Consider the following 12,831-nt stretch of genomic DNA (forward strand, 5'->3'; position numbering starts at 1 on the left):
GATCACCACCGCGGGCGGCCCACCCGGTGCACACGCACCGGACCGGCCGCCCGCACGGGCATGTTCGCAAGCACACCAAGACAATTCGCATGCAATACCAGTGATCGTCTTGGCAGCGCGGGCATTTCAACGGCCATCGTGGTAACCATCTGCGGCCAGAACCAACGACCGACACCGATGCCGGACGGCCCCGACACCTCGCCGACGTGCCGGGATCCCCGGTTCTCACCGCATCGGCGAACTTGGTACCACAATAACCAGTAACGACAAACCAGTAATGACACCCGACTGCTAGGGATGCGAACGCGAGTGAAGCCGCGGAGGACCCGGAATGGCTGGTAGCGCAATGGTGGACAAACGTCTCGAATTCGGTCTACTCGGACCGTTGGAGATGACTATCGACGGCGAGCTGGTGCCGCTGGGCACACCCAAGCAGCGCGCGGTTCTGGCCATGCTGGTGATCAACCGCAACCGGCCGGTCGGGGTCGACTCACTGATCACCGCCCTGTGGGAGGAGTGGCCGCCGGCGGGGGCGCGGGCCAGCATTCACTCCTACGTGTCCAATCTGCGCAAGCTTCTCAGCGGCGCCGGGGTCGATCCACGGGCCATGCTGGCCGCCGCCCCGCCGGGCTACCGGCTCAGCATCCCGGATAGCACGTGCGATCTGGGGAGGTTCATCGCCGAGAAGACCGCCGGCGTGCATGCGGCCGCGGCCGGCAAATTCGAGCAGGCCAGCCAGCACTTGTCGAGGGCGTTGGCCCAATGGCGTGGACCCGTACTCGACGACCTGCGAGACTTTCAGTTCGTCGACGCGTTCGCCACCGCACTGGTCGAGGATAAGATCCTTGCCCATACCGCGAAGGCGGAAGCCGAAATCGCCTGCGGCCGGGCGGCCGCGGTGATCACCGAACTTGAAGCGCTGACCGCCGAGCATCCCTACCGCGAGCCGCTGTGGACGCAGTTGATCACCGCCTACTACCTCACCGATCGCCAATCCGACGCACTAGGTGCCTATCGCCGGGTAAAGACGACCCTCGCCGAAGACCTCGGCATCGATCCCGGCCCGACCCTGCGGGCCCTCAATGAACGAATCCTGCGTCAGGAACCACTCGACGCCAAGATGAACGCCAAGTCCACCGCCGTTGGCACAGTCACGGTGCTCGACCAGCGCACAATGGTGTCGGGCCAGCAGGCCGTCGCCTACTTGCACACCATCGCGTCGGGTCACGACTACCCGATTCGGACCGCGGCAACCCGAATCGGGCGGCTCAGCGACAACGACATCGTCCTGGACAGCGCGAACGTCAGCCGCCACCACGCCGTCATCATCGACACCGGAACCAACTACATCATCAACGACCTACGGCCATCCAACGGAGTGCATGTACAGCACCAGCGGATCCGCGGCACCGTCACGCTCAACGATGGCGACCACATCCGTATCTGCGACCACGAATTCACCTTCCAGCTCACCGCACGAAACCCCCGGTGAGCCAGCTCATCCAACCGGGTTGTTTAGCAATGCTTTTCGGCGCGCAACGCTTGCTCGACGGGCTGGCCTGCGACGCAATCCGAGATCGCGACAAAGCTTTTGGCCAAAGCCATCTCCGTCTCCGCGGCCGTTCCGGCCGGCCGCACCAGCCCGGCTGCCCCACTGACGCCGTCCCACCTTTTGACCGCGACCGGTCGGCACCCGCGAACCCGGGCGATGTGGCCGTTTTCATGCGAGCCGACTAGCGAGGGCTTACCGTCAATGGTTGCTGGGCCGGTGATTGGACTCGGGACGACACGTCGGGCCTGTTGATAAAGTCGCCAGGATTCGGGTTGGGTTGAGGAGGTCAGCGATGGGCGAGGCGCCAGACTCGCGTGTGGGGTCGATGTTCGGCCCTTACCACCTCAAACGGCTCCTGGGCCGGGGTGGCATGGGCGAGGTCTACAAGGCCGAGCACACCGTCAAAGAGTGGACAGTGGCGGTCAAGCTGATGACCACCGAATTCAGCAAAGACCCGGTGTTTCGCGAGCGGATGAAACGCGAAGCGCGCATCGCCGGACGTTTGCAGGAACCCCACGTGGTGCCGATCCACGACTACGGCGAAATCGACGGGCAGATGTTCCTGGAGATGCGCCTGATCGAGGGCACCGACCTGGACAGCATCCTCAAGCGCTTCGGCCCCCTGACCCCGCCACGTGCGGTGGCCATCATCACCCAGATCGCCTCGGCGCTGGACGCCGCGCACGCCGACGGGGTCATGCACCGCGATGTCAAACCGCCCAACATCCTGATCACCCGCGACGATTTCGCCTACCTGGTCGACTTCGGGATCGCCAGCGCCACCGGCGACGAGAAACTGACCCAGTTGGGCACCGCGGTGGGCACCTGGAAATACATGGCGCCCGAGCGGTTCGCCAACGAAGAGGTCACCTACCGCGCCGACATCTATGCGCTGGCATGTGTGCTGTTCGAGTGCCTTACCGGATCCCCGCCCTACCGGTCAGACAGCGCAGGCACGCTGGTCACCGCCCACTTGATGGATCCTGTCCCGCAAGTAAGCACGGTGCGCTCGGGGATCCCCAAGGCCTTCGACGCGGTAATCGCCCGCGGCATGGCAAAAAAGCCCGAGGAACGCTATGCGAGCGCCGGGGATCTAGCCCGCGCCGCCCATGACGCACTCAGCAACCCCGATCAGGACCACGCGGCCGACATCCTGCGGCGCAGTCGGGAATCCACGCTGCCCGGCACCGCCGCGATCACCCCCCAACCGCCGACCATGCCCGCCGTCACCCCGCCACCGGCCATGCCGTATGCCGATCCGGCCAGTTCGGGGCCGTTGCCTCAGTCCGCACCGACCGGGCAGCCCGGGTGGGCGCCCGCGAGCGGTCCCATCCCGGCCGCACACCAACCGGCCCAAGTCCCGCAGTACTACCAAAGCGGCAGCTGGGCAAGCACGCCGCCAGGCACGCCACCGCAACAACCCGTCGGGCCGACGCCGTGGAACCAGCCACCACCCAAACGCAATCCCTGGCCGATCGTTGCCGGCGTTGCCGCACTGGTGTTTGTCCTCATCGTTGGCGGGATCGGCGTCTGGCTGGTGACCAATTCCGACTCCACCCCCAAAGCGGGCCCCGGCACTACGGGCAGCACCACCACTACTTCCCCCAAACCGGAGACCACCAGCCCCGAGACGACGACCACCCCGGCCGGTGACCCTCAGGCCCGGTTGCTGAGTTACCTGCCGTCGGGCTACGCCAGTGGTGGTCTGCACCGCAACCACGCCCAAACCCAACAGCGTTTGGACGGGGGCGGTGGCGATGTACAACTGTGGGCAGAACACCAACGATGGCGGACCAAGTCGCGCTGTTTATGGGCTGTTCCCGAGTCTGGAAGCACTCAAGCAGGCCTTCAACGACGACATTGCCGCGGTGGATCTGGCCAATTGTCCGGGCGAGGGCCCGTCTCCCGACGGGTGGCACTATGACCGGACACCGGACGTGACGGCCGGAATGATCGCCTGCGGGACCTACAAGAACCACCCGAACGTGATCTGGAGCAACGACGACAAGCTGATGCTCAGCGACGCCTTCGGAGACCCGGCCACCCTCGACGAACTCCACACCTGGTGGGCGAAGTACGGGTGAACCACTCCTCGCCGGTGCGCCGATCGGCGCTGCGGTCACCGGGTGGCGTTCCGGAACAGACGGCCGTGCCCCACTAGTGGGGCAGGCGACCGCCGAGCATCCTCGTGGCTTGCGCCGCGGCGCTTAGCACGTCGGCGAGCAACCCTTGGGCCCGCTGCGGGGCAGCCGGAAGCTGGGTCCGCTGATCATCGAACACCGGCGCGGACAGTCCGGCGGCACCTTCGTCACGCTTACCGGCGGTAAACGAGAAACCGCTCCGGCAGGTCTGCCAGGTTCGCCGCCAGTCGGTGCACGGTAAACGCGGGAAAGCCGGTGCGAGAATGGATTTCGGCGAGAGTCAGTGCCGGCTCGGCAGGGGTCAATGCATCGAGAACCCCGCGGACCTTCGACCTATACTCCCGCCGCAGAAACCCGGTGACCGTAGCAGCCAAGCGCTGTCTCGCGGAATGCGACCGCCGACGAAGGCAGACATCTGTCCGCGATCCACCCGATCGCGATGGGCCTGACCAGTTGCGCATCATCAATCGCGATTTCGATGATGTCAGCGGGCCTTGCCGTCGCCTGCGGCAGCACCCCGACCCCGAGATTCGCTCCGATCAAGCCACGCAGCGTCCCGACGTCGGTCCCTTCGAACGCCGGGGTCGGATCTATGCCGTGGCGGGCGCACGCCGCATCAACGATGCGACGCAAAGTGTGGTCACGGTCGAGCACCACGAACGGATAGGCGGCCAGTTCGGGAAATCTGATCAGCCGGCGACCGGCGAGTGGATGATCGGTGCTGACCACCGCATAAAGTTGCTGAGTGAATAGCGTCTGCCAGGCTATCTCGCCGTAGCCTTCGAAGGCGGCCGGAAAACTCAAGCTCACATCGGTAACACCGCTGACCAGGTCGCTGAGCACACCTTGACCGGAACGTTGATGCAGTTCGAACCGCGCCTGCGGAAACCGGCTGTGATGCACGCGAATCAGATGCGGCACCGTCTGCATCCCCAGGGAGTGAAGAAAGCCCAGTGCTACCGTCCCGCCGCTGACACCGGCGAGCTCACGCACGTTGTCGATTGCCGAAGAGACGCTGCGTTGGGCCAGCCGGCTGCCCACCAGTAGAGCCTGTCCATATCGATTGAGCTCGTTGGTGCGGCCTCGCCGGGTGAACAGTTGCACGCCGATCTCAGCCTCGAGCAGCGTGATGGCACGACTCACCGCAGACTGCGACACCAAGAGCTGCTCGGAGGCGCCCCGAAGCGTGCCGCATTCCGCAACGGCCTGAAAGTAGCGCAATTGATAGAGCTCCACCGGCCCAGGATACTTGCGCAAAACTGAGCAGTTCTTCGAAACCTTGTGCTAGACGCAAACCTGGTTGGTTCCTAGCGTGGTCGTAGACCCCGAGGAGACCACAAGATGAAACCCATTCCGCGCAGTTTGTTGTTCACACCGGCAACCAAAACCCAGCACTACCTGGCCGCGGCAGCGGTGCATGCCGAGGCACTCATCCTCGATCTCGAGGACTCGGTGGCCCCCCGCGACAAGGCGCAGGCTCGCCGGGACGCGCTGAATTTTCTTTGCACCACAACGCCGGCGAAGACGATGGCGGCCATCCGGGTCAATGCCCCGATACCCTGGATGGCTGGCGGGACCTCACCGCGTTGCTCGACTCTGCGGCCGACCCAGATTTTCTGATGCTCCCAAAGGTGCAGTCCGCGGCCGAGATCGGCCTGGTCAAACGCCTGCTTCGGCAGTCACAGAAGACAACTCGACTCATCGCGACCGCCGAAACCGCTGTTGTGGCGGCAAATCCGGACTGCGCGCTCGACCCGCGCCTGGTCGACGCAGTCATCTTCGGCAGCGCCGACATGGCAGCCGACCTAGGCGCAGAACCGTCCGCCGCCGTTGTGCGACATGCTCGCAGCACCATCCTCAGCCACGCCGCCGCCGCAAAGATACCGGTCATCGATGCCCCGTTCTTCGACATCGACGACATATCCGGACTGCGCCAGGCCGTCCGCGAGGCCGTCGCAGAAGGATTCGCCGGGAAGGCGGCAATCCATCCCGATCACGTAGCGCTCATCAATTCCGGATTTCTTCCCGGTCAATCCGAAATCAATTGGGCACGCGAGGTATTGAAGTCTGCTCACGCAGGCGCCGGGTCCGTTGGCGGTCGAATGGTGGACGAGGCGATGGCCCGCCGCGCGCGCGGCATCCTTGCCAGAGCTCAGGGTGTGAACGAGGAGGAACCATGCATGAGCTGATTTCGGCCTATCGGGAAGTCGCGCCCGGCGTGTACCGGGAAACCGCGGGCTTGTACTACGATGATTTCGTCGTCGGCGACACTTTCGAGCATCGACCAGGCCGAACGATCACCGACACCGACAACATCTGGATGACCCTGCTGACCATGAATACCCAGCCCGTGCATTTCGATGCACGCTATGCGGCAGCTACCGAGTGGCAGAAGATGCTTGTCGATTCCACGTTGACCATCGCGATGCTGACGGGGATGAGTGTTCGGACCGTCAGCGCCAAGGTAGTTGCCAATCTGGGGTGGGACAACGTTCGCGCCTGCCACCCCGTTTTCGCAGGCGACACGCTTTACGCCAGCTCCACCGTGCTCGCCAAACGCGAGTCGAAAAGTCGTCCGAGCCAAGGCATTGTGTCGGTTCAAACCCAAGGGACCAACCAGGACGGAGTCGTCGTGATGACCTTTGAACGCACCATGCTGATCTACAAACGTGCCGGTTCACCCGCGGGTGAGGCGAACTACTGATGGAAAATTGCGTAGCAGTCAAGGACCACGCCGCCCTATACCGCGCCAAGCTAGCCGATCCCGACACCGCCATACTGGCGGTCACCTCTGGATCGGCGGTGGCAGTCGGCCAAGCCGCCTGCCAGCCACCAGCGCTGCTCCAGGCTCTCGCGGCCCGCGCCGAACGCCGCGAGATCGATCGCGTCCGGCTCTTCTACTACCACGCCGAGCGGCCGATGGCCGATACCGTACTGCGTTACGAATTGATGGGGCGGTTCCTGCCCAACTCGATGTTCCTGCAAGCCGCCGAGCGAGACTTGATCGCCCATGGCGAACACGACGGACGCAAAGTTGTGCAGTTCATTCCGAATTCGTTCAGCAATGCGGTACGGCTATTCACCGAAACCATCTCTGTCGATACAACTATCGTGACGGTCTCCCCGATGGATGAGCAAGGCTACTTCACGTTCGGAACCAACAACGACTACACCAGTTCGGTGGCACGGCAGGCCCGCCACCTCATCGTCGAGGTGAACCCCAACATGCCACGAGTCTTCGGACACTCGATGCTGCACGTCGATGAGGTCGACGCCATCGTCGAAAACGACGCCCCCTTACCCGAGCTGCCGCAACGCCCCATCAGCGAGCTCGATCGGGTCATCGCAACCCATGTTGCCGCGCTAGTGCCCGAGCAAGCCTGCCTGCAGATCGGCGTGGGTGGACTGCCTCAAGCGGTATGCGAACAGCTAAGAGACCGTAGCGATCTTGGTATCCACTCCGAGGTATTCACCCCTGCGCTGGCCGACCTGGTGCGCCGAGGAGTTGTCACCGGGCGACATAAGGCGATCAATCGGGGCGCAGCCGTCTTCACTTTCGCACTCGGCGATCGCAAGACCTACGAATTCATGGACAACAACCCCAAGTTGGAGAGCTACCCCGTCGACTATGTCAACGATCCTGCGGTGATCGCCCGCAACGACAACGTTGTCTCGGTGAACTCGACGATCGAGATGGACCTAACCGGCGCGTGCAACTCCGAGCATGTCAATGGGCACCAGTTCACCGGCGCGGGCGGTCAACTGGACTTCGTGCGTGGTGCCTATGCCTCGCGCGGGGGCAAGTCGATCATCGCATTCGCATCGACCACCCGCGGCGGGACGATCAGCAAGATCGTTCCGCGACTTTCCGGACCCGTAACCACGCCGCGCAACGAAACACACTATGTGGCTACCGAGTTCGGAACCGTCAATCTGAAGGGCCTGTCGAGTTCCGCCCGCGCCGAGGCGCTGATCGGGCTCGCGCATCCCGACTACCGACCGTGGCTAGCCGAGTGCGCACAACACATGCACCTCATCTAGAAGGGAACCTTGCACCGATGATGAACAACGACAGCCCGGACAGTCAGCTTGATGAGGACGAGGCGATGCTGGTGGCTACTGTGCGGGCCTTCATCGACCGCGACGTGCGGCCCAGCGTGCGCGAGGTCGAACACGCCAACACCTACCCGCAGGCCTGGATCGAGCAGATGAAACGCATCGGCATCTACGGCCTGGCCATCGGGGAAGCCTACAGCGGATCGCCGGTGTCGATGCCGTGCTACGTCCAGGTCACCCAGGAGCTGGCCCGCGGATGGATGAGCCTGGCCGGCGCCATGGGCGGACACACCGTGGTGGCCAAACTGCTGATGCTCTTTGGCACCGACGAACAAAAATCCACCTACCTGCCAGCCATGGCCACCGGCGAGCTGCGCGCCACCATGGCCCTGACCGAACCCGGCGGCGGTTCCGACCTCCAAAACATGTCCACCACCGCGATGGCTGACGGACCCGACCAGCTGCTGATCACCGGCGCCAAGACCTGGATCAGCAACGCCCGCCGCAGCGGGCTGATCGCCCTGTTGTGCAAGACCGATCCCCACGCCACACCCCGCCACCACGGCATCTCGATCGTGCTCGTGGAACCGGGCCCCGGCCTGAACATCTCAGCCGACCTGCCCAAACTGGGATACAAGGGCGTGGAAGCCTGCGAACTGTCCTTCGACAACTACCGGGCACCGACCTCCGCGATATTGGGAGGCCAACCCGGTCAAGGGTTTTCACAGATGATGAAAGGACTCGAAACCGGCCGCATCCAGGTCGCCGCCCGCGCCCTGGGCGTGGCCAGCGCAGCACTCGACGACGCCCTGGCCTACGCCCAGCAACGCCACAGCTTCGGCCAACCGATCTGGAAACACCAAGCCATCGGAAACTACTTGGCCGACATGGCAACCAAACTCACCGCCGCCCGCCAACTCACCCACTACGCCGCCCAACGCTACGACAGCGGCCAGCGATGCGACATGGAGGCCGGCATGGCCAAACTCTTCGCCTCCGAAACCGCCATGGAAATCGCGCTCAACGCCGTCCGAATCCACGGCGGCTACGGCTATTCCACCGAATACGACGTCGAACGCTACTTCCGCGACGCACCCCTGATGATCGTCGGCGAAGGCACCAACGAAATCCAGCGCAACGTGATCGCCAGACAACTGATAGCCCGCGGCGGAATCTAACCGCCGCCGGGCGTCGTCAGCGGCCCGTTGTTCATCGCGCCCAGTGTTGGGCTTCCCGAGGTGAGTCGACCAGCACGGCGTCGAGTCCGACCTTCTTGGCGAGCTGGTAGTCGTCGGCAGTCTTGACGGCGAAGCCCATGACGTTCATCGGGGATCCCGACTTGAAGCACTCGACGGCGGCCGGGTCCCATAGCTGCGCGTCTACCTTTGAGGTCCCAACACCCAACGTCAATTCTTCGGTGATCGTGATGCTCCGGTGCAACTCAAAGCCGGCCCACTTGCCAGGATCCGGCGCTGGGTCACAGTGATGGTTCAGCGCCATGTCGAGAAGTCGCTGGCGGGTGATGTCACGGCTTTCGGCGACTCGCAGATGCTGCTGAGCCGCTGCCTCGGTGATGGTCGCATCGGTGGAGTAGACGGTCGCCCGTTCCGCCGCACCGGTCTGGTTCAGCACCCGCGCGACCGCCGATACCACCGGCTGTGCGGGAGTCTGCTTGAGATCCAGAAACAGCGCGATATCGGGCGGGACCGCGGAGATTGCCTGTTCGAGCGTGGGTATCGGCGTAGGCCACTGCCGGTAGGGATAGCCGTCGACGCCCGGCTCGGTGAAATTCCAGCCCGCGTTGAGCTGCTGTAACTGCCCGGCGGTCTTGGAATTCACTGGTCCCGCTCCGTCGGTCAACGTCGCCAGATCACTCGGCCGGTACAACACCGCCACCCCATCCTCGCTGGCCTGCACGGTCAGCCACACACCGTCGACACCGGATGAAACCGCGTTCGTTATCGCTAGCAGGGTGTTTTCCGGGAAGTCGGCCGCGCCCGCGCGATGGGCGATGATCATCGGCCCGGAAGCCGCAGTGGACGGCGCCGCCCCTGCCACGCAGCAAGCGCCTCCCAGCACGGCAACCGCCGCGACCGCACCCAAAATTGCCGATCTCATTCGTCGATTCCCTTCACGAGTCCCCGCCCTACAGCGCCACACCGCTGCGCAGCGAGGGTCAACCATGCGCGGTCATTGTGACCAAAGTAACTGCCCGACAGCGCATCTGCCCGGACCGGACTGCTCTTCGAGCCATACCCTAGCTGCCGGATGGAAACGGTGACACGGTCCGCTCCCGCAATGGGTTTGGGTTCAGTGCTGGGATCGCAGTGCGATGCGTGTTTGGGTTTGGGCCACCCCTGCGGCGGCTTTCAGCCTCCGCAGGAGGCGATCTAGGTCGGCGGTATCGCGAACCCGGATGTGCAGGAGGTAGTCATAAGGCCCGGTTATGTGGACAGCGTCGCTGATGGCGGGGTCCTTGGCCGCCCATGCCAGAAACTGGTCGCCGTCCTGTTCTGATCGAAGACGCACGTCGACGAATGCCTCGATTCCTCAGCTCGGAGCCTTTTCTGCGGCGAGCACTGCCCGGTAGCCGAGGATGACGCCGGTGGTCTCTAGCCGTCGGACTCTTGCCCCGACGGCGTTCGTGCTCAGTCCGATGGCGCGCCCCATGGCACTGAAAGATGCTCTGCCATCCTGGGCCAAGATGTCGACAATTTCACTGTCAATGTCGTCCATACTGAGAATTTACTGGCTGAGCTGAGACATTTGTCATCGCAAGGTTGGACTCGGCGCGATAGTGGGTAGCCATGTCAGCTGTTGCGGGGATTGCCTCGGCGTTCGGAGTCGGACTGGCCGCCGGGCTTGGCGTCGCGGTGCCGTTAGGCGCGATTGGCGTGCTGCTGCTGCGAGAGGGAGTCGAGCGAGGAGTTCGTCGCGCCGCGGTGGCGGCGGCCGCGGTGTCGTGTGTCGATGTGATGTATTGCGCCGCAGCGATGCTGGTCGGACGTTTTGCGGGGCCGGCGGTCGAAGGCTTGGGCTCCTGGCCCGAAGTCATCGGCGCACTCCTGCTGGTTGTGGTGGCCGCGGCGGGAATCGCACGAGGGTTGCGGCGTTGCGAGCCGGCGACTCAGCACTGGCAATCACCGCGCTCTAGCGATCGATTCGCGTTCTTTTTTGGCCTGACCGCGATCAACCCCGTGACGTTGGTCTATTTCACCGCGATAGCCGCCACGCTGGAACAGTCGCTGGGGGGCAGCGCCGCGATCGCCGTTGTCACCGGCGTCGGGCTGGCGTCACTGCTGTGGCAGTTGTTGCTGGTCTGGATCGGTGCGGTCGTTGGCGCTGGTAGCACTGCCCGCACCCGGCGCCTGACCATCCTGGTGGGTAACGTCGTCGTCGGCGCCCTCGGGGTAGTCATGCTGGCCCCCGCGGCCCGGTGATGCCTCACCGGCCGGCGCCACACGGACAAACCGACCGACGATGTCCACTGATGTCCACGGACGAATCGTCAAACGCCAGTGAGCCGTTGGTCCGGCCCGCCATCAGCGTCCAGGTAGTTCGACAGTTCGACGAGGTTATTGTCGGGGTCGCGCACATACACACTGATGATCGGCCCACAGGCGCCGGTTCGCTGTACCGGCCCGTCCACGATCGGCACTCCCGCCGCGTGCAGTTGCGCCGCGACCGCGTCCATCGGATCCTCCACGATCAGACAGAGATCGGCGCTTCCGGGGGTGGGACGCTGGGCTTTCGGCTCGAACTCGGCGCCCCGCTGGTGCAGGTTGATCTTCGACCAGCCAAATCGCAGCGCTCTACGCCCGCCGCCAAACGTTTCCTGCTCCATGCCCAGCACCCGCGTGTAAAACCTGATGGTGGCGTCGATGTCGGCAACCGTGAGCACTAGGTGGTCGAGGCGGTGAATCTTCATGGCTTCCCTATCCGTCTGTGCCGACTGTTACTCGGCGGGCCCCGAGGGGGGACGGGACACGGCGCACGGAGCACGGCTGGCGGCGCGGTGCGGGTGCGATGTGACGGCCCAACTCGAGGGCGCGCGTAGCACCCGGTGCAACGCCGACGATGTCGCCCGCAATCGGCCCTGTCGACCACATTGGGTAATGCAACCCACAGTATGGCAACGGACTCCTCCGGCCACCCGCCCGTCTGGCCGGCATGTCCGGCACGCTCCCGGCATCGTTTGGGCACCGGGTAGCCCGCAGAGGCCGCGAACTCACCCGCCAGCGAGCCACGTCCGGCCCGGAGCAAAGCTGCACCCCAACCCTTTTCGGCACGACGACGCGGCGCAGCGGCGACAGCCCGGATGGGTTTGCTGCATTCATATCATTCACGCATACATCGCTAGCAGCTCTCAGGATCTGTGTCCCATGGCAACATTTGCCTGCGAGTCACGCCGCACCGCCCAATGTGATCTTGATCGCTGATCTTCTGGCCAGCAGCGACGGTAACTGCACCTGGGTGAAACCCAGGCCTCGCGCGAGGCCCGCAAGGCCGGGACTCCATTGCGGTCCAGCACGTCGCAAACCCGTCTCACCATGCAGAACTGCCGCAATGGCTTGGTAGCAAACCGCCACGGATATCGGGCACCTCGGCACGTCCACTCCAAAGCCTTTCGAATTTCCGGTTGCTCGCGGAACCCGCTAAACGCGAACCACAGCTGCGGCAATTCGCAATGGTATTCGCCGCGATAATTCGCGACATTTATACACCAGAGATCGATAATAGTTAATAGTTCGATGCCATTAATAGTGTGCCGCGAAGCTCTGTCGACCCAAATACCGAGACGGACGTCAGCCGCGGACACTTTCCCCATCCCCAAAGGTATTGCGGACCATTTCGGCATCGGCCGAGTCGCCCAGCGCACGCGACGCCCAGGTAACTGGGACGATCGTACAGCGCAACTCCGCCACCGGCCGCTAGCGTGACGCCGAGGCGGCTCGGCCGAGGACGCTTCCCCAGGCCGATGCGCCGGCCCCACGAACGCACGCTGGCCGTGAAGCCGCCGCGAGAAGCGGCCCCACCAGCGCCTAAATCAACTCTATAGCAACATATCTCGCACGCGCGACG

General features: G+C 64.1%; 15 protein-coding genes. 9 read left to right on the forward strand and 6 right to left on the reverse strand.

Going from position 1 to position 12,831, the window contains the following annotated elements; translation table 11 throughout:
- The first annotated feature begins 331 nt into the window (after positions 1-331).
- From embR to CKW46_RS22965, 3 genes are all read left to right on the forward strand, one after another.
- Positions 332-1,492: an ATPase/transcriptional regulator EmbR gene (gene embR, locus CKW46_RS22955; protein ID WP_482052444.1), complete on the forward strand. Its 1,161-nt coding sequence runs from the start codon at positions 332-334 to the stop codon at positions 1,490-1,492.
- A 352-nt stretch (positions 1,493-1,844) separates the two neighbouring features.
- Entirely contained in the window at positions 1,845-3,476 is a 1,632-nt protein-coding gene (locus CKW46_RS22960; protein WP_482052445.1) for a serine/threonine-protein kinase, read from the forward strand.
- Positions 3,477-3,489: 13 nt separating this feature from the next.
- The gene (locus CKW46_RS22965; RefSeq protein ID WP_252872717.1) at positions 3,490-3,636 is read left to right on the forward strand and encodes a hypothetical protein; all 147 of its coding nucleotides are present in this window, start codon (positions 3,490-3,492) and stop codon (positions 3,634-3,636) included.
- A gap of 230 nt (positions 3,637-3,866) precedes the next feature.
- Here the strand turns inward: CKW46_RS22965 and CKW46_RS22970 are convergent, their stop codons facing one another.
- Both CKW46_RS22970 and CKW46_RS22975 read right to left on the reverse strand, forming a co-directional pair.
- Positions 3,867-4,067, reverse strand: coding sequence for a helix-turn-helix domain-containing protein (locus CKW46_RS22970; protein WP_482052446.1), 201 nt, complete (start codon positions 4,065-4,067; stop codon positions 3,867-3,869).
- Positions 4,027-4,929, reverse strand: a complete 903-nt coding sequence (locus tag CKW46_RS22975; protein ID WP_041299501.1) for a LysR family transcriptional regulator — start codon at positions 4,927-4,929, stop codon at positions 4,027-4,029. Before CKW46_RS22975 ends, CKW46_RS22970 begins: the two co-directional genes overlap by 41 nt.
- Positions 4,930-5,034: 105 nt before the next feature.
- Between CKW46_RS22975 and CKW46_RS22980 the strand changes: the two genes are divergently transcribed.
- Genes CKW46_RS22980 through CKW46_RS23000 form a run of 5 tightly spaced genes read left to right on the forward strand, consistent with a single transcriptional unit; the run spans position 5,035 to position 8,927 of the window.
- Positions 5,035-5,313 (forward strand): aldolase/citrate lyase family protein, encoded by a 279-nt coding sequence (locus tag CKW46_RS22980; RefSeq protein ID WP_499018323.1) that lies wholly within the window; start codon positions 5,035-5,037, stop codon positions 5,311-5,313.
- A gap of 11 nt (positions 5,314-5,324) precedes the next feature.
- The gene (locus CKW46_RS22985; RefSeq protein WP_499018324.1) at positions 5,325-5,882 is read left to right on the forward strand and encodes an aldolase/citrate lyase family protein; all 558 of its coding nucleotides are present in this window, start codon (positions 5,325-5,327) and stop codon (positions 5,880-5,882) included.
- Positions 5,870-6,397, forward strand: coding sequence for a MaoC/PaaZ C-terminal domain-containing protein (locus tag CKW46_RS22990; protein ID WP_015356746.1), 528 nt, complete (start codon positions 5,870-5,872; stop codon positions 6,395-6,397). Before CKW46_RS22985 ends, CKW46_RS22990 begins: the two co-directional genes overlap by 13 nt.
- Entirely contained in the window at positions 6,397-7,734 is a 1,338-nt protein-coding gene (locus tag CKW46_RS22995) for an acetyl-CoA hydrolase/transferase family protein (RefSeq protein ID WP_015356747.1), read from the forward strand. Before CKW46_RS22990 ends, CKW46_RS22995 begins: the two co-directional genes overlap by 1 nt.
- Positions 7,735-7,751: 17 nt before the next feature.
- Positions 7,752-8,927, forward strand: coding sequence for an acyl-CoA dehydrogenase family protein (locus CKW46_RS23000; RefSeq protein WP_482052448.1), 1,176 nt, complete (start codon positions 7,752-7,754; stop codon positions 8,925-8,927).
- 31 nt (positions 8,928-8,958) lie between these two features.
- On the opposite strand, the gene CKW46_RS23005 is transcribed toward CKW46_RS23000, so the two are convergent.
- The 3 genes from CKW46_RS23005 to CKW46_RS23015 form a co-directional block, all read right to left on the reverse strand.
- Positions 8,959-9,867 (reverse strand): glycerophosphodiester phosphodiesterase family protein, encoded by a 909-nt coding sequence (locus CKW46_RS23005; protein ID WP_482052449.1) that lies wholly within the window; start codon positions 9,865-9,867, stop codon positions 8,959-8,961.
- Positions 9,868-10,059: 192 nt separating this feature from the next.
- Entirely contained in the window at positions 10,060-10,278 is a 219-nt protein-coding gene (locus tag CKW46_RS23010) for an Lrp/AsnC ligand binding domain-containing protein (RefSeq protein ID WP_252872454.1), read from the reverse strand.
- A gap of 21 nt (positions 10,279-10,299) precedes the next feature.
- Positions 10,300-10,485 (reverse strand): Lrp/AsnC family transcriptional regulator, encoded by a 186-nt coding sequence (locus tag CKW46_RS23015; RefSeq protein ID WP_020788203.1) that lies wholly within the window; start codon positions 10,483-10,485, stop codon positions 10,300-10,302.
- Positions 10,486-10,556: 71 nt separating this feature from the next.
- Between CKW46_RS23015 and CKW46_RS23020 the strand changes: the two genes are divergently transcribed.
- Positions 10,557-11,189 (forward strand): LysE type translocator, encoded by a 633-nt coding sequence (locus CKW46_RS23020; RefSeq protein WP_015356749.1) that lies wholly within the window; start codon positions 10,557-10,559, stop codon positions 11,187-11,189.
- A gap of 68 nt (positions 11,190-11,257) precedes the next feature.
- Here CKW46_RS23020 and CKW46_RS23025 read toward each other — a convergent pair whose 3' ends face one another.
- Complete coding sequence (locus CKW46_RS23025; protein WP_015356750.1) at positions 11,258-11,677, reverse strand: VOC family protein; 420 nt, start codon at positions 11,675-11,677, stop codon at positions 11,258-11,260.
- Between the last annotated feature and the right edge of the window lie 1,154 nt (positions 11,678-12,831).

This window comes from Mycobacterium liflandii (assembly GCF_022354805.1).
GTDB classification, from domain to species: Bacteria; Actinomycetota; Actinomycetes; order Mycobacteriales; family Mycobacteriaceae; genus Mycobacterium; species Mycobacterium marinum.

What these genes read in the sequence shown, in the direction of transcription:
- embR (WP_482052444.1), top strand. Translation starts at nt 332, where the DNA reads ATGGCTGGTAGCGCAATGGTGGACAAACGTCTCGAATTCGGTCTACTC.
- CKW46_RS22960 (WP_482052445.1), top strand. Translation starts at nt 1,845, where the DNA reads ATGGGCGAGGCGCCAGACTCGCGTGTGGGGTCGATGTTCGGCCCTTAC.
- CKW46_RS22980 (WP_499018323.1), top strand. Translation starts at nt 5,035, where the DNA reads ATGAAACCCATTCCGCGCAGTTTGTTGTTCACACCGGCAACCAAAACC.
- CKW46_RS22990 (WP_015356746.1), top strand. Translation starts at nt 5,870, where the DNA reads ATGCATGAGCTGATTTCGGCCTATCGGGAAGTCGCGCCCGGCGTGTAC.
- CKW46_RS22995 (WP_015356747.1), top strand. Translation starts at nt 6,397, where the DNA reads ATGGAAAATTGCGTAGCAGTCAAGGACCACGCCGCCCTATACCGCGCC.
- CKW46_RS23000 (WP_482052448.1), top strand. Translation starts at nt 7,752, where the DNA reads ATGATGAACAACGACAGCCCGGACAGTCAGCTTGATGAGGACGAGGCG.
- CKW46_RS23005 (WP_482052449.1), bottom strand. Translation starts at nt 9,867, where the DNA reads ATGAGATCGGCAATTTTGGGTGCGGTCGCGGCGGTTGCCGTGCTGGGA.
- CKW46_RS23015 (WP_020788203.1), bottom strand. Translation starts at nt 10,485, where the DNA reads ATGGACGACATTGACAGTGAAATTGTCGACATCTTGGCCCAGGATGGC.
- CKW46_RS23020 (WP_015356749.1), top strand. Translation starts at nt 10,557, where the DNA reads ATGTCAGCTGTTGCGGGGATTGCCTCGGCGTTCGGAGTCGGACTGGCC.
- CKW46_RS23025 (WP_015356750.1), bottom strand. Translation starts at nt 11,677, where the DNA reads ATGAAGATTCACCGCCTCGACCACCTAGTGCTCACGGTTGCCGACATC.